Annotated in this window: 20 protein-coding genes; all 20 read left to right on the top strand. The window is 45.7% G+C overall.

Going from position 1 to position 20,196, the window contains the following annotated elements:
• The first annotated feature begins 115 nt into the window (after positions 1 to 115).
• Complete coding sequence (locus AC0LWM_RS04005; protein ID WP_474673609.1) at positions 116 to 598, top strand: ComF family protein; 483 nt, start codon at positions 116 to 118, stop codon at positions 596 to 598.
• Between the two features lie 294 nt (positions 599 to 892).
• Positions 893 to 2,686, top strand: a complete 1,794-nt coding sequence (locus tag AC0LWM_RS04000) for a hypothetical protein (RefSeq protein ID WP_474673608.1) — start codon at positions 893 to 895, stop codon at positions 2,684 to 2,686.
• 143 nt (positions 2,687 to 2,829) lie between these two features.
• Positions 2,830 to 3,261, top strand: coding sequence for a flagellar protein (locus AC0LWM_RS03995; RefSeq protein ID WP_474673877.1), 432 nt, complete (start codon positions 2,830 to 2,832; stop codon positions 3,259 to 3,261).
• Positions 3,262 to 3,357: 96 nt separating this feature from the next.
• Positions 3,358 to 3,627 (top strand): flagellar biosynthesis anti-sigma factor FlgM, encoded by a 270-nt coding sequence (gene flgM / locus AC0LWM_RS03990; protein ID WP_474673607.1) that lies wholly within the window; start codon positions 3,358 to 3,360, stop codon positions 3,625 to 3,627.
• An 18-nt stretch (positions 3,628 to 3,645) separates the two neighbouring features.
• Complete coding sequence (locus AC0LWM_RS03985) at positions 3,646 to 4,146, top strand: flagellar protein FlgN (protein ID WP_474673606.1); 501 nt, start codon at positions 3,646 to 3,648, stop codon at positions 4,144 to 4,146.
• 15 nt (positions 4,147 to 4,161) lie between these two features.
• Positions 4,162 to 5,727 carry a flagellar hook-associated protein FlgK gene (gene flgK / locus AC0LWM_RS03980; protein ID WP_474673605.1) on the top strand — a complete coding sequence of 522 codons (1,566 nt, stop codon included), beginning with the start codon at positions 4,162 to 4,164 and terminating at the stop codon, positions 5,725 to 5,727.
• 25 nt (positions 5,728 to 5,752) lie between these two features.
• On the top strand, positions 5,753 to 6,649 hold the full coding sequence (flgL, locus tag AC0LWM_RS03975; protein WP_474673604.1) for a flagellar hook-associated protein FlgL: 897 nt from the start codon (positions 5,753 to 5,755) through the stop codon (positions 6,647 to 6,649).
• Positions 6,650 to 6,660: 11 nt separating this feature from the next.
• Complete coding sequence (locus tag AC0LWM_RS03970; protein WP_474673603.1) at positions 6,661 to 7,233, top strand: DUF6470 family protein; 573 nt, start codon at positions 6,661 to 6,663, stop codon at positions 7,231 to 7,233.
• A gap of 79 nt (positions 7,234 to 7,312) precedes the next feature.
• On the top strand, positions 7,313 to 7,747 hold the full coding sequence (gene fliW / locus AC0LWM_RS03965; RefSeq protein WP_474673602.1) for a flagellar assembly protein FliW: 435 nt from the start codon (positions 7,313 to 7,315) through the stop codon (positions 7,745 to 7,747).
• Between the two features lie 24 nt (positions 7,748 to 7,771).
• Entirely contained in the window at positions 7,772 to 8,005 is a 234-nt protein-coding gene (csrA, locus tag AC0LWM_RS03960) for a carbon storage regulator CsrA (RefSeq protein ID WP_474673601.1), read from the top strand.
• 202 nt (positions 8,006 to 8,207) lie between these two features.
• A complete protein-coding gene (locus tag AC0LWM_RS03955; protein WP_474673600.1) occupies positions 8,208 to 8,984 on the top strand; it encodes a flagellin N-terminal helical domain-containing protein in 777 nt (258 codons plus the stop codon).
• Between the two features lie 147 nt (positions 8,985 to 9,131).
• Complete coding sequence (locus AC0LWM_RS03950; RefSeq protein WP_474673599.1) at positions 9,132 to 11,018, top strand: glycosyltransferase; 1,887 nt, start codon at positions 9,132 to 9,134, stop codon at positions 11,016 to 11,018.
• A gap of 91 nt (positions 11,019 to 11,109) precedes the next feature.
• Positions 11,110 to 11,502, top strand: a complete 393-nt coding sequence (locus AC0LWM_RS03945) for a flagellar protein FlaG (protein ID WP_474673598.1) — start codon at positions 11,110 to 11,112, stop codon at positions 11,500 to 11,502.
• 28 nt (positions 11,503 to 11,530) lie between these two features.
• Complete coding sequence (gene fliD / locus AC0LWM_RS03940) at positions 11,531 to 13,045, top strand: flagellar filament capping protein FliD (RefSeq protein ID WP_474673597.1); 1,515 nt, start codon at positions 11,531 to 11,533, stop codon at positions 13,043 to 13,045.
• Positions 13,046 to 13,065: 20 nt separating this feature from the next.
• A complete protein-coding gene (gene fliS / locus AC0LWM_RS03935) occupies positions 13,066 to 13,461 on the top strand; it encodes a flagellar export chaperone FliS (protein WP_474673596.1) in 396 nt (131 codons plus the stop codon).
• On the top strand, positions 13,454 to 13,789 hold the full coding sequence (gene fliT / locus AC0LWM_RS03930; protein ID WP_474673595.1) for a flagellar protein FliT: 336 nt from the start codon (positions 13,454 to 13,456) through the stop codon (positions 13,787 to 13,789). The genes fliS and fliT overlap by 8 nt, the downstream gene beginning before the upstream one ends.
• Positions 13,790 to 13,890: 101 nt before the next feature.
• Positions 13,891 to 17,070, top strand: coding sequence for a S8 family peptidase (locus AC0LWM_RS03925; protein ID WP_474673594.1), 3,180 nt, complete (start codon positions 13,891 to 13,893; stop codon positions 17,068 to 17,070).
• Positions 17,071 to 17,393: 323 nt separating this feature from the next.
• Positions 17,394 to 17,591 (top strand): cold shock domain-containing protein, encoded by a 198-nt coding sequence (locus AC0LWM_RS03920; RefSeq protein ID WP_028551014.1) that lies wholly within the window; start codon positions 17,394 to 17,396, stop codon positions 17,589 to 17,591.
• A gap of 184 nt (positions 17,592 to 17,775) precedes the next feature.
• Positions 17,776 to 18,327, top strand: coding sequence for a ribosome hibernation-promoting factor, HPF/YfiA family (gene hpf / locus AC0LWM_RS03915; RefSeq protein ID WP_474673593.1), 552 nt, complete (start codon positions 17,776 to 17,778; stop codon positions 18,325 to 18,327).
• Positions 18,328 to 18,390: 63 nt separating this feature from the next.
• Positions 18,391 to 20,160: a glycosyltransferase gene (locus tag AC0LWM_RS03910; RefSeq protein WP_474673592.1), complete on the top strand. Its 1,770-nt coding sequence runs from the start codon at positions 18,391 to 18,393 to the stop codon at positions 20,158 to 20,160.
• Positions 20,161 to 20,196 lie beyond the last annotated feature (36 nt).

Below are 20,196 nucleotides of genomic sequence, written 5' to 3'. Positions count from 1 at the left end.
CTCGGTTTGTGGCAGATATGAAGACTGTTACGATTGCGTGCGTCGGGAAAAAACTTATTTTGAATATAACCGCAGTGCTGTTCAGTACAACGATATGATGAGAGAGATGCTTGCCATGTACAAATACCGAGGGAGCGAGAAGCTTGCTCCGTTGTTTGTCGAAATGTTATCTACTGTCTATGAGAGGTTGCTTTCGGAATGTGTCTCGTTGAATCCGCAACATCGTTTCGATTATATCGTTTACACACCAATCAGTCGGATGAGGTTAGAAGAACGCGGGTTTAACCAGGCGGAGCAAATGGCCCGCGGAATTGGCGACAAATATCGACTTCCGGTTCTCCCTCTATTGCGGCGTAAGCGGCATACGGATAAGCAGAGCTACAAAGCGAGATCGTTAAGGCTTTCGGATTTGGAGGATGTTTTTGACGTTGACCCTTCGGTCCTATCGACTCTGGATATTCGGGAACAGAAATCGAAGCCGCTTGACATCATTCTCGTCGATGATATTTACACAACGGGAAGCACGTTGAATCAGTGCGCCAAAGCCATTCTCTCGCAAGTGAATGCGCGGATATATGGATTAACATGGGCTAGGTAGTGATAAACGAAATCTTAATAAATAGGATTTTTGTATGATTTTATTAGTCACATTCTGTCGCGTTTTGAAAAAAAACATGATTCTTAAGAATTAAGACTAAAAAATATGAACGAGCATCCGATATATTAAATCAGAGGGTAATTTATTCCTAGCGTCTTTAAAAATTATCTTTTTCTTGATCCAGTTACGGTTCAAGATACTCCAACCCTTGCGGCCGCAGGGCGCGAAGATCTTTAATCCTAGCTGACCAAGCTAAAGTATAATCTATCAACCAGCATGAAAGGGGTAATTTAAATGTTTAAAAATGGAAAGCGAAAAGCGGTCTCCGCACTGTTAGGCGCTACAATCGCGTTAACTCCGTTCTCCAGCGCGTTTGCGGATGCTGACGTGACTACGGGTTGGGATTCGACAAAAGTCGAGATCGTGAATAACTTTGGCTTGCCAGACGTTATTAAAGTGAAAGAATTGCCTGAGAACGCCGTTGTTAAAGTGTACGACCAAGCAACAGGCGGCAAAGTGCTGGGAACAGCCAAAGTCGCAAAAGGCAAAACGGAAGCTGTGATCAGCATCAAGGATTTGGGCACAGACGGCGGCAAGGTTTTTATCAGTGTTACGCTTGAAACCGCAGCTAAAGAATTGACCGTTGATAAAGAGGGAACAACGGCTACATTAGAGGCCGATAAGGTCGTAGTAGCGAACAATGTACGTAAACCTGACACGGTTAAGGTTACTGCAGCAGAAGGTACAACGATCAAAGTATACGACAAGAATGCCGCTGATGCGAAAGTTCTTGGTTCGACAACGGTTGCCAAAGGCAAAACGGAAGCGACGCTTTCCATTAAGCAATTCGGAGCAGATGCAGGCAAGCTTTACGTCACTGCTAAAGTATCCGGCAAAAAAGAAAGCGAAAAACTTGAAGTATCTTTTGATGCAGAGCCGGTTTCGACCAAATTGGCAACCGAAGCTGTCACGATCGTTAACAACGCGGGTATCCCGGATACTGTGAAAGTAACGGGTCTTACTACGGGCGATATCATTAAAGTTTACTATAAAGATGCCGCATCCAAAGATGTGACTGCTATCGCGACGGTTGCGAAGGATAAAACGGAAGCTCTTCTGAGCATCAAGCAACTGGGAGAAGCATCCGGCGCGGTTGATGTAACGGTGACAAGCGTGGACAAGCTGGAAGCTCCGAAGTTGAACGAAGCTTATGATGCAGAGCAAACAACGGATGCGCCGAAAGCAGATGATATCACAGTAACTAACAACGTTGATACTGGAGACACAGTGAAAGTCGTAAACTTGACTGCAGGTGCGATCGTAAACCTGTATGCTGATGGCGCGGCTGCTGACGCTAAACCTATTGCTACAGCTACAGTAGCCAAAGATAAAACCGAAGCTACACTGAGCTATAAACAACTGGGATCTGCAGCTGGCAAAGTTAACGTTACGACGAAAGTCTTGGGCAAGAAAGAAAGCGCAAGAACTGAAAAAGATTTTGCAGCTGAAGAGAAGTCCACGGCTCCAGTTGCAGCCAACATCACGGTAACCAACAATACGGGCGCTACTGCTGATACAGTGAAAGTTACAGGTCTTGCAGCAGGGGATAAAGTAACCGTAGTTAATAAAGCTGAGCCTACTGTAGTCCTTGGAACAGGCGTAGTAGCTGCAGGTAAAACGGAAATTACGATCTCCTTGACCAAGAAATTAACGGTTGCTGATGGAGAGGTACAAGTAACGGTTAAGAGCACGAACAAATTGGTATCGGACAAAACCGATAAAGCATATGAGCAAGAAGTATCGAAAGCACCGGTTGCTACGAGTATTACAGTAACCAACAATAAAGTAGGTACTGACGACACGGTTAAAGTAATTGGCCTTGTTGCCGGCGATGTTGTTAATGTTTACGCTAAAGGCGATACGACGGTAATCGGAACAGGAACAGTAGCTGTTGGAAAAACCGACGTAACGATTACGATTGCGCAACTAGGCACGGGTGCGGGTTCGGTCGAAGTTACCGTTACGAACAAGGACGCCAAAGAGTCTGCAAAAGTAGAAAAAGCGTATGTTGCTGAGCCAACTACCTAAATTACAGCCGGAAAAAACCGAAGGGCCATGGCCCTTCGGTTTTTCTATATAACGATAGTACTGTATACTTTTTACCATGAATGCGATAAACTTAAATCATGATGAATGCATAGGGATATTGGGCGTAAAAAGGGGAGAGAATGATGGGTTTAAATGTAGAAAATTGCCCGCGCTGCGGCCGAATTTACGTGAAGAATATTAAAGAATTGTGCCCGAATTGTGTGAAAGAGATGGAACTGCAGTACGAGAAATGCGTCAAATATCTCCGTGAAAATCGTGGCTGTACCATTCAGGAACTAAGTGATGCGACGGAAGTGCCGATCAAGCAAATTACCCGATTTATAAGGGAGGGGCGCATCTCATTGGCCAACCACCCGAATATGTCCTTTGCCTGCGAGGTATGCGGTGTGCCGATACGTGAAAATACGATGTGCGAAAATTGCAGACAACGTCTTGCCCGCGATCTGAATAGTTTAAGAAATGATACAAACCGGAAAGCCGAGGAAGAGAGAGAAGACTTGAACTATAAGAGCTTTAATGTTCGGGAGCAATTGAAGGACCGTCGCCTCGATTAATCAAATAAACTTACATATAAAGTTTTACAGCAAATCCGCCGATAAAAGTACTAACGCTTATCGGTTTTATTTTTTATTGGAAGAAGGGTGAGTTTTATGAAAATAAACGATTTGAATCGGGCCGGCGCCATACGTCAATACCGAAACCCGTACGACCGGAACTCATCCGGCCAGGTCGGAGGTCTATATAAAGGCAAGGATGAAATCAGAATCTCGTCGGAGGCGAAGGAGCTTCTCGAAGCTTCCGGCAAAGACAACGACGCTCGCATTCATGAATTGAAAACAGCGGTTTCATCCGGGAACTATCGGGTGGATTCGCAGAAAATTGCGGACAAACTGCTTCAATATTTCAACAACCAACCATAGAGGGCCGGTGACGGGAACATGGGCATCCATAACATCATAAGCATTTTGAACAACCTGACGGTTGCTCATGAGATTTTACTTGCTTCCGGTGAACAGAAGAGACAAGCCATCATCCAAGATGATGTCGAAGAAGTAACGCGTATTGTGCAGCAAGAGTCCAAGCTTTTAAAACAGATTGCAGAGCTGGATAAACAGCGAATGCTGGAAGTTGGCAGCTACCTAAGAACGGCTGGTATTCGGCCAACAGCTGCATCGACGATCAGCGACTTGATTAAGTCAACGACTAAGATCGATGAGAAGCAGCAGCTTCGGGAGTCGCAGGAACGGTTGCTCGCGATTATAGATCAAGTGAAGAAGGCAAATGAATTAAACCAACAGCTGATCGAACATTCGCTTGCTTTTATTAACTATACACTGGACGTGTTGACGGGCCCTGCCGAAGATAGCGTCATTTACCAACGACCGACTTCCCAGGGCTACGCTATGAAAAGACAGGGCATGTTCGATACGAAAGCATAGAACGGAGTGTGGATGATGAGATCTACTTTTCATGGCCTCGAGACGGCGAAGAGGAGTTTATTTACTCAACAAGCGGCGTTGCAAACGACAGGTCACAATATAGCAAATGCGAATACTCCGGGATACTCAAGACAAATTGTGAATATGAGAGCTTCGCGACCGATTGAGGCCGTAGGATTGTCACATTCCGCAGTACCGGGACAGCTGGGGACAGGCGTTGAATTTTCATCCATTACGCGGGTCCGGGAAAGGTTTCTTGATGATCAATTTCGTAACGAGAATCGATCATTCGGCAGTTGGACAATTCAGTCTGAAACGCTGGAGAAGCTGGAAGCGATCGTCAACGAACCGTCAGACACCGGAATTCGCACAGTATTGGATAACTTTTGGAAATCGTGGTCTGACTTAAGCAAAGATCCGGAGAATGTAACGGGACGGAAGATTGTTCGGGAAAACGCAATTGCTCTGGCGGATGCGTTTAATTATACAAGCAATCAACTTTCTGCACTTCACTCTGACATTACGGATAATATCGGAGTAAAGGCAACGCAAATCAATACGATCACGCGCACGATTGCGGATCTGAATAAAGAAATCCAGCGAATCGAAGGTCTTGGCGATTCAGCGAACGATCTTCGGGATCAACGGGATTTGCTTACGGACGATCTTTCCAAAATAATCAACATTCAAGTTCAAGAAACATCGCAAGGCTATAGTATCAGCATGGGCGGTACCGAACTTGTTGCTTACGATAACGCAACGGCGGTTACGACGGCGGACTTGGAAGAGGCCGTATCGAGTGGGGATCTGAACAGCGGCGAAGTATACGGCATGATTATTTCCCGTGACCGGTATGTAGCCGATTACCAGAAACAGTTGGATACGTTGGCGGATTCGATTGCGAACGGGAAATTCAGTATCACGATCCCGGAAGGCTCCGTCCTTCCGGAAGGTACCGTCCTGGATGGCATTACCTATTCCGGCGCGAGCCGAACCGTGCCTCCAGGCGGCATTACGGTAACCGTGGAAGGGATTAACGGCTTACATAAGCTTGGATATACGTTTGCCGATCCTGTACAGAATGGCTCTGATTTCTTTACGATGAAGAGCGGCAGCACAAAAATCACGGCAGCGAGCATCCAACTAAATCCTGCAATAGCGGATAACCCGAGCAATATCGCTACGTCGATGCGTACCGGCGGAACAGGCACCGAAACGGTCATTAAGGGTAACAATACATTGGCACTGCTGATGAGTCAATTAAGGGATACAAAGGTTAATTTCAGCGGATCGTCAGGAGATTCATTGATCCAAGAGGGGACCATCGGTGATTATTTCAGATCTATCGTTGGGCAGCTCGGCGTGCAGTCTAATGAAGCATCCCGCCAAGTTGAAAACCAGAAGATTATTGTCGATCAGGTGGAGGCAAGAAGACAATCGGTTGTCGGCGTGTCTCTAGACGAAGAAATGTCCAATATGATTAAATTCCAGCATGCGTATAACGCTGCGGCAAGAGTGATGACGACGGTAGACGAAATGCTCGATAAAGTCATTAACAGCATGGGTATCGTCGGTAGATAGCATGTAATAAAGGAGGGTGCATAGTATGGCGCTAAGAGTAACGCAAAATATGTTAAGTGCGCAGTTGATGCATAACTTGAATCGCAATATGTTGCGGACGGATGATCTTCAGAATCAAATTTCCACCGGAAGAAGAATCAATAAACCTTCGGATGACCCGGTTGGCATTACGTATTCATTGAGATATCGCAGTGAACTCCGAGCGAACGAGCAATTTCAATCCAACGTGGACAGTGCGTCGTCGTGGCTTGAATTTAGCGATACGATGATGAATCAAGCAATCGATGTCTTCCATCGCGTGCGCGAACTCACTGTCAAAGGATCCACCGGGACGAACCCGCAGGCTTCGCTCGATGCCATTAATAGCGAGATCAAGGAACTTCGCGGACAGCTATTGGATATCGCGAATAGTAAGATAAACGGCAAATACGTTTTTAACGGACAACAAACGGATCAGGCGCCATACTCGCTAACCGATCCTGCGGGAGATACGACGGATACGTTAAAATTGCTTTATGAGATCGGGCCGGGGATCAAAATGCCGGTAACGATTACGGGCAATGAAATATTTGGCGAGGCCAATGGCGCCGATAATGCCTTTCAAATCCTCGATGATTTGTCTGCAGCATTAACATTGGGAAGTCAGCCCGCCATTGCCGCTACGTTGGATAAGATCGACACAAGATTCAACAAATTTTTGGCAGTGCAGGCTGATATCGGGGCAAAGACGAATCGGGTAGAACTGATGGATGCAAGGATCAAGGATCAAGAGCTCAATTTGACCGGTCTTCAATCGAAAACCGAGGATGCGGATTATGAAGAGCTGATCATCAAATCAAAGATCAATGAAAGCGTGTATCAAGCCTCTCTGTCTGTTGGCGCCAAGGTGATAACGCCGACCTTAGTCGACTTTTTGAGATAGGGTGATTTGATATGATCCCAATACCGAGTATACGAATCTCGCAACAATACGGTCAGATTGGAATCGATGCAGATTTAGGGACCTATGACATCAAACAACCTCAGGCTACATTAGAAATGAGGAATGCCCCGGCTAAGGTGGAGATTCAATCTCCGCGAGCAGAGTTGATCATTGATCAGACTCGTGCCTGGGAAGCGTTGAATGGGGGCAGTACGATAACTTCATTTGGCCATCGGCTGTATTCGCAGATGAAGGACGTGCTATTGCAAGGGATTGCTCGAACCGTCGAAAACGGTAACCGGCTGGCGGCAATCCATCTGCAAACCCATGCGATCGCGGATATAGCACAGGAGCAGTCTACGTTGGAAGTACCGCTGACTTTGATGGGACCTGCTTCTATCGACAATGTAGATATCGAATTTATTCCGCATAAACCGATTATTGAGATTACCCCCACGCCTGTTGAAGTCAACGTTCAAGTAAACAAACCGTCGATTGACTATACGCGAGGAAAGCTCGACATCTATATGCGTCAGTATCCGCGGTTGGATATTACGCCTCCACAAATTGATTTGCAAATGTAAATATGTATAATTTGACTATAGGTGCATGGAGCCTATAGTTTTTTTATGGACGATAAGACGGAGGAGTGAATGACACGAGATGACCAAAATGATGACTTCTCGATTAGGTGAGATTGAAATACGGGAGGAAGACGTCCTTATCTTTACGCATGGGATTCCGGGATTCGACGAATATTCCCGCTATGTAATTGTGAGTCCGGAAGAAATCGCTCCCTTTCGCTACCTCCAGAGCCTTGAAAATGAGGGGCTTTCGTTTATTATTACTGATCCGTTTGCGTTCCACGCGAGTTATGAGTTTGATCTGCCTGAGGACGTCACTGAGTTGTTGAACATAAAGGGAGAAGACGAAGTAGCCATATGGTCGCTCGTCTCTGTTAGAGATAATTTGCAAGAGGCAACGATGAATTTGCTGGCGCCGATTGTTGTGAATAAATCGGTCAAGCTAGCCAAACAAGTTATTCTTCATGACACCTCATACATGATTCGGCACAAACTTTTTTCTGCGGGAAAATAATAAACGTTTATGGTGGTGGATGGGATGTTGGTACTTTCGCGCAAAAAAGGCGAATCAATCATGATTGGGGATCAAATCGAGCTTGTCATTTTGCAAACGGAAGGAGATTCCGTTCGAGTGGGAATTATCGCCCCTAGAAATGTGCAAATTCACCGTAAAGAGGTATATCTATCGATTCAGCAAGAAAATCGCGAGGCTTCGAACAGTATAATAAGCGTAGATGGTGTTCTCAAAATCGCGAAAATAGAAGATAAATAAAGAAAAATAAAATAAATGCATATATTATGTCGTATTTTAGGGTGAATTCGTCGATAAATGGTTGAATTTGCCCTAATTCGTATCTAACATTAATCGTCCATTTCTTCGATAATATTAGTATAAGCCAGCGCCGGGGCGGCCGACTCGACGACTGGCGATCCACAAGGATGTGGATATACCTACTTCAAGGAGGAAGAAAACAATGAGAATTAACCACAACATGTCTGCTTTGAACACGCACCGTCAAATGGGAGTTAACAACCTGAACGCCGGTAAAGGTATGGAAAAATTATCTTCCGGTCTAAAAATCAACCGCGCGGCTGACGACGCAGCTGGCTTGTCCATCTCCGAAAAAATGAGAGGTCAAATCCGCTCCATGGAGCAAGCACAACGCAACGCGCAAGACGGTATCTCGCTCGTACAAACTGCTGAGGGCGCATTGACGGAAGTCAGCGATATGCTCGTTCGTATTAAAGAACTGTACACGCAAAAAGCGAACGGAACTTACAATACGACGGATACGGCTAACATCGATAAAGAAATCCTGGCATTAACTTCTGAGATCCAAAACATCGGTACAAAAACGACGTTTAACGGAATTACTTTGCTGGATGGTTCCTTGAACAAAAACATTCAAATCAATGAAGGTTCCGCTGATACGCTGACAATCGACATCACTGGCGGAGCAAACATCTCGTCGCTGGACGTAGCAGACCTTGCAGCAGCTACAACGGAAATCGACAACGTTTCCAGCTTGCGCGCTGACCTGGGTGCTCTTCAAAACCGTCTTGAGCACACAGTTAACAACTTGGGAACAACTGCAGAGAACCTGACATCTTCCGAGTCGCGTATCCGTGATACCGACATGGCTAAAGAAATGGTAACTCTGACGAAGAACAACATTCTTCTTCAAGCTTCCCAAGCGATGCTGGCACAAGCGAACCAACAACCGCAAGGCGTTCTGCAATTGCTTCGTTAATCCATCGATTAAGATCAAAGATCCTAGGTATCCTAGGGTCTTTTTTTCTTTGTGGATAGATATGGCAAACGTGCTGTCTAATGAATGGGTGAGTAGATGTCGATAACATGTTATATACCGACTTAAGCGATGAATTGAGGTTAATCGATGAATAGAACATCCATCTCACTGTGCATGATCGTCAAGAATGAAGAGAAATACTTAGAGAAGTGCTTGAAGAGCGTTGAAGGAATCGTCGATGAAGTGATCGTTGTCGATACGGGATCTTCGGACGCAACAGTAGAAATCGCGCTCCGAAACAATGCCAAAGTCGTGTCGTTTCCTTGGATTGACGATTTTGCTGCAGCGCGTAACTTCTCGGTCGACCATGCTTCATCAGACTATATTTTGGTGCTTGACGCTGACGAATATTTGGAACCCGGTATAGAGCTGCAGAAGGATCTCGAGCTTCAGAGAGATTATTATTATACATGGATTAAGAACTACGGCCAGGATGGCGAGATTACACATCATCGCAATATCCGGTTATTCCGGCGGGAATCCGGGTTAAGGTATCACGGGAAATTGCATGAGAATCTCAATACAGACGACTCAACGGCTATATTGACGTCAGCCGAGGCGGGGTTTGCCATCTATCATGTTGGCTATATGCCTGAGGTTGTCGAGGAGAAGAGCAAGCAGGAACGAAACCATAGAATCATGTTGAAGGAACTTGAACGTAACCCATCGGGCTACAATCTTTTTAATATGGGAATTGTCTATGCATCGATGAAGGAGTACGGGAAAGCGCTGGAGGCCTTTAAGAAAGCTTATCCACTTGTGTCGGACAAGACGATCGTGAAGCATTTGATCGTAACGACATCCAAATGTCTAAGAGCGTTGAATAGGTATGAAGAGGGCGTCAAGCTGCTGACCGATGCGACCAATTTGTTTCCGGACTTTACCGATTTTTATTATAATTTAGGTTTAATCTATGAAGAGATGAACTATCTGCCGGATGCTGAATTGGCGTATCTGAAGTGCATAGAGCTTGGTGATACGACCGATGCCGTGACTTTGGCAGGAATAGGAGGCTACCTCTCCTATTATCGGCTTGCCGAAATCTACGATAAATCGGGACGTTGCGCCGATGCGTTTGATTGTTCTTTCAAGGTGCTCTTGGAGAAGCGGCAGCATCAGGCAGCCTTATATATATATCTTAAATCCATGCTGCGGGTCAATATTTCGCAAGAGGAAACGCTCTCCCATCTCAATCGATTATATCCTGCCCAAACGATGGACGAAGTCAAATTATTGATCAAAGTTCTTTACGATATGAGGCATCCGCTGCTGGGCAAATTTTTATCCGGGGAGCAGGTCCGGGCTGATCTGCGGGCGGTAGCCCTGCTGTACTCTAAGAACTATATGCAGGCAATGCAGGAGTGGGCAAAGGTTGAAGAAATCCCGTTGGATAATGCTCAGGACATCATTCTGATCTCCTTTATACTTAATGATGAAACATTATTGAATACAATAAGAGAAAGTATGAACGTGAGTGATCGAGAATGGAAGTATTTGAAAAAGGTGATACTTCGCCAAGATATCGATCTGATCATTAGTCCATTTTTGGAGAAAACGCTGTTTACGCTTTGTGAATCGATCATGGTACTCGAAGAATTCGAAAGCTTTGAGTATTTGTCCAAGCTCATCATGTCCTGCTCTATTGAAACGCAATATGAACTGGCCAATCTCTTGTATAAAAGCGGATTTATGGAGGCGGCATCTGACTTGCTGCTGCACCAATTCGAGAAGAAAGGAAGTCATGGCAATTCACTCTTGCTACTGGGTGATATTTGTCTTGGCCAAGGTCATTTTGACGATGCTGCTTCTCTATATGATCAAGCGCGGAAGACCAATCAGCAGTACCGTTCTTACGAAAGAATGATCCACCTTTACGAAGTGACGGAAAATGTGCCTGAGCAGTTGAAGTGGGGACGGGAAATGCAGATGAAGTTCCCGTCATCAACTTTTTTATCGAAAAAAATATTTGCTTAGCCTAATGTCATCTGGGCTATTTCTATTATAAAACTGGTTGATTCTGCCGATAAATCAGGTAATAATACTGATACTTCGTGAGGTGATTGTAGTGTCATCCAATATTTCGATCGGCGCGTCTAACCTAGCAGGAACTTTTACAAGTTTGGAAGCATCATCCTACAAGAAAACGGAATCCGTAAGAGTGAGCCCAGCTCCGCAAATTACAACGACAAAGCAGCTTGCCAATGCGGAATTGCAAGGTCAAAGTATTTCGATCGGCGACGAGCAGCTTGTTAAAGTAATTGACCGTGCAATAAAGGCACTCCAAGGTCCGAATACGACGAGTGAAGTTTCTTTTCATAAAAAAACGAACCAAATTATGGTGAAAATACTGGATAAAGACTCCGGGGAAGTCATTCGGGAAATACCGCCAGAGAAAACGTTAGATATGGTTGCAAAGCTTATGGAAATTGCAGGGATATTAATTGACGAGAAAGTATAACAAATGAACAAACGGAAGGAGTGAGCTTATGAGAATTACGGGAATGGCTTCAGGCATGGATATTGATTCCATGGTCAAAGAGCTGATGAAAGCTCATCGAATACCTGTAGATCGACTGGGACAAAAGAAACAAACGCTGGAATGGCAGCGTGATAATTACAAAGAGATGAATGCCAAGCTTGTCGATTTTCGAACCAAAGTATTTAACCTGAATCTGGAAAGTAATTTTCGGGCTCAGAAAAGTACCGTCACCGGCGAAACCGCTGCGGTTAGCGCAAAAGCTACGAATACGGCTGCCGGCGGCACGATCACGGTAAAAGTCGATGATTTGGCCACAGCTGCATCGGTACGAAGTTCCACTGGGATCACAAAAAACCTGGATATGGATAAAACCATTCAAGATTTAATGAACGATAATGAGCTCGAAGGAATTACTGAAACCTCGATCACGATCAACGGATCCGTCATCGAATTTGATCCGAGTACGGATACGATGTCCACGATTCTCAAAAAGATCAACTCGGACAGCAAAGCAAAAGTATCTGCATTTTACGACTCGGTCAGCGGTTCGATTTCCCTTACATCCAAGGAAACCGGAAATATCAACGGCGACGGAAATATTGCGATATCAGGCGATTTGTTAACCAACTCCTTTAAACTTGGTGATGGAATCAAGGTTCAGGGGAAAGATGCACAGCTCGTTATTAATAACGTACCAACGACCCGTTCCAGCAATAAGTTTACAATCAACGGCGTGGAGATTACGCTGAATGCCAAGAGTGTAGGCGGCGCCGCTTCCGTCATCGAAACAAAGGCGGATACGGATAAAGTGGTCGATTCGATTAAGACCTTCATCAATGATTACAACGATCTTATAAGTAAGTTGAACAGCAAAGTGAAAGAGGAGCGCAATCGCAACTTCTCTCCGTTGACTCCCGATCAGAAGAAAGATATGAAAGAAGATGAGGTCAAGAACTGGGAAGAGAAAGCAAAAAGCGGTTTGCTTAAAAACGACTCCATTCTCAAAAAGGCAATTAACGATCTTCGCCTAGATCTTGTAACTCCGGTGCAAACAGGGGATCCGGCTGAAGATACGATAATCGATTCGATTGGGATTACGACAGGCCAATGGTTTGAGAATGGAAAGCTGATACTGAAGGATGAAGCAAAACTTAGGGCCGCGATTGAATCGGATCCCGATAAAGTGATTCAATTATTTACTTCCAAGGGGAACGTTGATTCTCCTGACCCGGCTCGCCGTGATGTAGGCATCCTCCAGAGGATGTATGATGATCTTGGCGGTGTACTGGACTTAATTTCGGAAAAAGCGGGAACTTCAAGGTTTTCCAGCTCAACAGATAATACGCTGAAGACCGAAAGCACCTTAGGCAAACAAATCGATTCATTGACGAGTAGTATCGCTTCGAAGAATAGAAGACTTGTCGATCTGGAGAATCATTACTATAAGCAATTTTCGGCAATGGAGCAGGCAATGAACAAATTCAACTCCCAATCAGGGTATTTGGCTAACGCATTCGGTTGATAAGAAGGAGAATGACGACTATGATTCAAACACCGATTAATCGTTATCAGGATAATGCGGTTCAAACGGCCTCTCCAGCCCAACTGCTCGTCATGCTTTATGACGGAGCAATTCGTTTTTGTAAAGGCAGCATCGAAGCAATCGAGCAAAAGAAATACGAGAAAGCCAATCAAAACTTATGCAAGGCGCAAGCAATCGTGAATGAGCTTGTGGCTACTTTGGATCATAGTTACCCCATATCTGAACAACTCGTCCAGTTGTATGACTATGTTCTTCATCTGCTGATCCAAGCCAATATAAAGAAACAAACGGAACCGATTCAAGAGGTGCTCGGCTATTTAGTCGAGCTTAAAGAAACATGGGTGCAGGCAATAAAATCCGTCAATTCAACAACGGTCAAAATGAGTCATGGATAAAATCATTGCTTCGCTCATGAACTTGACTCTGGATCAGGTTTCTCGAATTCAGTCGGCCACCTATGACGAGCTCGAAAATTTTGTAGAACAGCGCGAATCACTCATTCAAGAGCTCCAGCTGCAGACTTTGTCTGAACAACAAATCAATCAATATCGAGAACAAGTATCTCAAGTGCTTCAATATGATCCTATTATTATCGGCAGAATGGAGATGCTGAAGAACGAGGCGATAGAAGGATTGGAAAAAGCCTCTTCGGCGCGAAAGCAGAAGTCGGCTTATGAAGTCAGTTATTCTGCGGAAAGTATGTTTTTCGACAAGAAAAAATAATAGAATTGAAGTCCTTATGCTGCAAATTGCGGCATGGGGATTTTTTTGTACACAATTTCAATAAAAACTGATAGACACTAGATAAGAGGGGCGAAGTTGATATGAAACCCAGTTTGAGGTTACTAGCGAAAACAAGCTTGATGGCTGTTATCTCGTTTGCATTGTTTGGAGCCGCGGCCTACGCGGAGGAAACTCCAATACAAACACCGGTGCAAACGGCCGCTTACGTACCGGATGAAATCATTGTTAAATTCAAAGAAGGCGCCAATTCGCTCGCCATTGCGAGCACGTTAGGCGGGGACGTTCAAGAAAGTGCGTCCGCCACGAATGTGGAGACAATTCAAATCCCGGAAGGCAGTACGGTAACGAAGGAATTGCAGAAGTATAACAACCATCCGAACGTGGAGTATGCGGAACCGAACTATATCGGAAAAGTATTTGGTTCGTCCAACGATCCTTCGTTCAGCGAGCAATGGTCGATTCCCAAAATGAAGGTGGATACGGCATGGGATACTACCAAGGGAGATCCATCTATTATTATTGCGATCATTGATACGGGTGTCGATGTCGACCATCCGGATTTAATGTCGAATCTCGTTTCGGGATACAACACGATCAACAACACAGCGAATGCTGATGACGATCACAACCATGGCACGCATGTTGCAGGCATTGCCGCAGGTGTGATCGATAATGGTACAGGAATATCGGGTATCGCCGGTAAGAGCAAAATCATGCCGATCAAAGCTATGGGTTCGGACGGCACGGGCCAGATGAGTGACGTCATAGAAGGAATCTATTGGGCGGCCGATAATGGTGCGAAAATTATAAATATGAGTCTAGGGTTTAGTGCGCCCTCTGCACCCAAGTCCTTGCAGGACGCGGTTGACTATGCTTACGGGAAAGGCATTGTAGTCGTTGCTGCCGCAGGCAATGACAACGTGGGGACGCCACGATATCCAGCGGCGCTGAATCATGTGATCGCTGTTGCAGCTACGGATAGCAACGATAAAAAAGCTAGCTTTTCCAACTTCGGCAATCATATCGATGTCGCGGCACCGGGCGTGAACATTCTCAGTACATTAAAAGACGGCCAATACGGCATGATGAACGGAACGTCAATGGCAGCGCCGAACGTATCGGGAGTTGTCGCTTTGATCATGGCACATAACCCAAGTATGACGCCGGGGCAAGTGGAATCACTTCTAACCAGTACATCCACAGATCTGGGCGCTCTAAAGAAAGATTCGATATTTGGATACGGACTCGTTAATGCGTATGCGGCGCTCAATGGGAAGGTAGCGACGGAGGCGCCGGCGGTAAGTAATATCATTGTTACGAACAATGGGAATGCCGATGATAGCGTTTCGGTATCAGGTCTCAAAGCAGGTGATATCGTTAAGGTATATGCTAGGGCAACCGGAGGAGAACCCTTGGGGACAGGGACCGTTACAGGAGGCGATACATCGGTTGCTATATCAATCCCCCAGCTTGGGAAAGTGAAAGGCAGTGTTTATATCTCGGTGACAAGCGGTGCCTTTAATGAAAGTATCCGTGTGGTCAAGACATACGATGCTGAACCGGTATCCCCGTCGGTCGACGCTTCCAAAATAACCGTAATCAACAATCCGGAGGGCACTTCAGATTCTGTCGAAGTCAATGGTCTGCTGGAAAATGACATTATAAAGGTATACGCGTCTACGTCGGCAATTGAACCTTTTGCCGCAGGCACAGTCCAAACGGGGCAATCGTCCGTGACTATTTCGACGAGTCTAACCAAATCCGCAGGCACAATCTATATCACTCGAGCTTCGCAGAATAAGGGAGATAGTGCGCGCACAGCCAAAACATATATAGCAGAACCGGCAAGCGTTCCGGTAGCGAGCGGGAATATAAATATCGCGAACAACGTTGAGGGAATATCCGACACGATTACGGTTACCGGATTGGTCGCTGGAGATGTTGCCAGAATCTATACAACGGCCAATGGAAAGGTTCCGATTGGCGGGGGCAGAGTAAAGTCTGGAGAGACTTCTGCAGTCATCTCGATTCCGCAAATCGGAAAGGCTGCCGGAACCGTTTATGTCAGTGTTACAAGCTTTCCGCTTGTTGAAAGTACACGAACGGCTGCAGCTTACCTTGCAGAGAACATATCTACCGCTCCGGTTGCGGACGATATCACCGTTACGAACAATATCGAAGGGATTGCGGATTTGATCAAAGTTACCGGCGTTGCGAGCGGGGATATCGTCCGAATCTTTCCTAGTGAGAAAAGTAAAGTTTACACGGTCTCCGGCAAAGTGCCGAACGGCAAAACCGATATTACGCTATCCCTGCCTCAGCTAACTAGAAACGCCGGCACGATTCTTGTATCCGTGATGAATGCAGGGAAACTGGAGAGCGTGCGTACGCCTAAGCCCTATAATGCTGAAGCCCAGAGCACGCCTCCGCTCGCTGAGAGTATTACGGTGACGAATAATTTGGAAGGTCTTTCCGACGAGATTTTGGTCAAAGGACTTCAAACCGGAGATGTGGTGAAGGTATATGCAGGTACAGCCAAAATACCTGTAGGAATCGCAACGGTACCTTCGAATTCGACCGAAGTGGCCGTTTTGGTCATGCAGCTTGGCAAGAAAGGCGGACCTGTGAATATCACGGTTACGACGCCGAATATGTTGGAAAGCGTTCGGACGGTCCTTGCCGTACCGGCTGAGCTTGTATCCACAGCTCCTGCAGCTGGAGACATTACCATCATCAACAATGGTGGCGGAGTGTCCGACTTGATTACGGTGACAGGCCTTGCGGGAGGCGATTTGATCAAAGTTTACATAGCAGGTAACATCCCAGCCGGGATGGCTACGGTTGCCGAGGGGGAAACGAGTGCGACTGCTATGGTGGCACAGGTGGGCAAACCGAAAAGCAAAATTTACGTGACCGTTACAAGTCCGGATAAATCCGAAAGCGTCAGAACGATCAAAGAAGTCCCGGATGAATCTATTTCCACCGCTCCAGGCTCGAATAATATCGTCGTGGCCAATAATAAAGGAGCTGCAGATACAATTACTGTGAGTGGAGTGAACGCCGGAGACGTTATTCGGATTTATGCCAAGTCGACAGGCGATCCCGTGATCGGCAGTGTCAAAGTAGCTGAAGGGGAAACCTCGGCCAGCATTACCGTGTACCAGCTTGGAGCGAAAGCAGGCACCATCTACGTCAGCGTAGCAAGCCCGGACAAGCCGGAAAGTACGCGTATGGCGAAGCCGTTTGCTGCTGAGCAATAACTTTCAAACTAAGAACCATCCGGTTTTCCACAGCGGAAAGCGGATGGTTTTTTTTGTCCACTTACTTATCCACTTTTGCACAAAGTTATGGACAACCCGCCTGTGGATAATGTGTATAACTTTGTGAATAACCAATGAAAATAAGCTTTCACGACTCCGCATGATAGCGAATAACATGTAGATACGCGAATTGTCTGACAAATCGCCTAAAAAACAGCATGTAATCGCTTTCTAAAATCATTGACAGCCATTAATCGGTAGTGTATAGTCGAATTGTGAGCATCGTACTCACAGTTATTTGAAAATGAAGGGAATGTTTCTCGATGCAAGGAAAAGTTAAATGGTTTAACGCAGAAAAAGGTTACGGCTTCATTGAGCGCGAAGACGGAGGCGACGTATTCGTTCACTTCTCCGCTATCCAAACTGATGGCTTCAAAACGCTTGAAGAAGGCCAAGCTGTAGAATTCGACATCGTCGAAGGCGCACGCGGACCTCAAGCAGCTAACGTAATCAAATTATAATCATCCGGCTGCGGCCGCAACACATAGATGGTTACCAATTAAAGATTCGCTAGCAACGACCCCCGGACATACCGGGGGTTTTTTGTGTTTCTTCATAAAAGAGCGATTCTTTTTCTCCATGTAAAGGATTTTTGAAGGCGCATGTCGAATATGATATAGTGTAGGTAGAGAGGAGGAGTACAAGATGAAATTCAACATTCGAGGCGAACAAATTGAAGTGACAGAAGCTTTAAGAGACTACGTTGAGAAGAAGTTGAGCAGATTGGAAAGGTACTTTGAAACTCCCCTAGCAGCAGACGTAAACGTCACGTTAAGTGTCGTACGCGGACTGCATAGCGTAGAAGTGACGATCCCTATTGTAGGCGTCATGCTCCGAGCCGAGGAAAAAAGCGAGGACATGTATGCATCCATCGATGTGGTCATCGACAAACTGGAACGTCAAATACGCAAACATAAGACGAAAGTGAACCGTAAGGTACGCCAGAACGGCGGACTACGCGTCCTGTTCAAGGAGTCATTTGACGCGAATGCCGTGCGGCAGCTTGAAGAGGAAGAAGATTTTGAGGTGGTTCGCACCAAACGATTTACGCTGAAACCGATGGACGTCGATGAAGCGATCCTTCAAATGAATATGATTGGGCATAATTTTTTCGTTTTCGCCAATGCCGATACGCGTGAGGTCAACGTTGTCTATAAGCGTAGCGACGGCAAATACGGACTCATTGAGCAAGGCTAATACCAGCCACAACACCCGAAGCCGCAAGGTTTCGGGTTTTCTAACATTTAAAGGAGATTATTCATGTACCATCAACTTCGACAATATGAGTATGATTTAAGATACATGAGAATTGGACATGCCCGGGAGCAAAGGCTGGCACTCGATCCAAATCCGCCGACTTCACTGCACGTCGTATATATGTTGGGCCACGTCGAAGTAAGCGGCGCAGTTAAGATAGTCATTGAACACGCCAACCGTTTGAATAATCGTGGTGTACGCGTATCGATTGTGTCTCATTTCCCCCAACCGGACTGGCTCCAAGTGGAGGTTCCATTTATCCAAGTTCCTTTTGGCCTCGAGCTGGCTAAAGGCATACCGCTTTGCGATGTTATTGTTGCAACATACTGGGATCAAATACAGGCATGTATCGAAACTCAAATTGCACCCGTAGTCTATTTCGAGCAAGGAGACCTTCATTTATTTCATCCGGAAGAGCTAAGCGATCAACAGCGGACTTTTGTAAACGTTCAAATGAAACTGCCTGAATATATAATGACCGTATCTCAAACAGCAGCTTCCCTGATCAAGGGTTTGTATCATAAAAATGCAGAAATCATTCATAATGCTGTCGATAACTCGATTTTTCAAGCTAATTTAGGGAAGAAGACAACAAATCATGCCTCAAAACCGTATATACTTATGCTGGGCTCCGACCAGGTACCATTTAAAGGGATTGCCGATATAGTTGAAGCATTCGAACAAGTGCGAGTTATGTATCCGGATATTCAATTGCGTTGGATAACCCCGGATTCCCCCGTTACGGAAGCTGCGAAAATAGCGGATGAAGTGTATGTGAGCCCACCGCAAGAAACAATAGCTAATCTATTTCGTGAAGCAGCCTTGTTCATTTCAGGATCCCACTATGAATCGTTCTCGCTCCCGGTATTGGAAGCAATGGCATGTGGCTGCCCTGTTGTAACAACGGCCAATGTTGGTGTTCAAGAATATGCTCGGCATGAACACAATGCTATATTAGTGGACATTGGCGATGTAAAGGCTATGGCTGATGGGATGCTTTTACTTCTGAGAGACGAGGAGCAACGCTTAAGGTTAAGGCAACAAGGAATAGAAACCGCAAAACAATTTCAATGGGGGAACGTAATTTCCAAGTTACATCAGTATTTATTGGATGTAGCTCAATATAAGGTCATCATTGAGGATATGGGCGCGGGTCATTGGAAAACGCGAGTTGATGCAGGGCAGTTCCTTCACCAAGGGGATTATGAAAAATTTCAAAGATTACAATTGCAAACCTCGGCTTCCATTATTGAAGCACCTGTGGCGTATCGTATATTTGGCGAATATGAAGTAGCCGTATGGGAAATCGTCGCAGAAAATTATGGTGCTTCAAGCGAACAGGTCGAGAGCTTTTATGGACATATTCAAGCCGGCAAATCAATAGAAGAATGGCCATATCAAGATGCTTATCTTTCCTACGTCAATAAAAATTACGCACAGGCGATCGCCCAGTTTGACGAACGGTTTCGTTCTGAAACAAATGAAGATATGAAGCTGGTCTATCTTCGCTGGGTTGCCATGTGCTTGATCGCAATGCAACAGGATGCAGCCGCGCTCCAGTTGTTGAATCAAGCGCTAAAAATACGTAAAGATTATACCGATTTGTATTTCTTGTGCTTCGATATCTTAATTCGTGCCGGTCAGTATGAGGAGGCCAAGCCTTTGCTCACGATGATTCGAACGTTAGGCGATGCCGCGATCTTCCCGGAATTTCTGGTAAATGTTGCGGCGATGGCGGAGCAAAAGGCAAGGCCCGCGGGCGTCGTGGGCTGAATAACCGCGCAGCCAAGGCTAAAATGTCGCAACGAT

Source organism: Paenibacillus sp. sgz302148, assembly GCF_056120465.1.
Note: the sequence above shows the minus strand (reverse complement) of the source record. Positions and strands in the feature narration are given on the sequence as shown.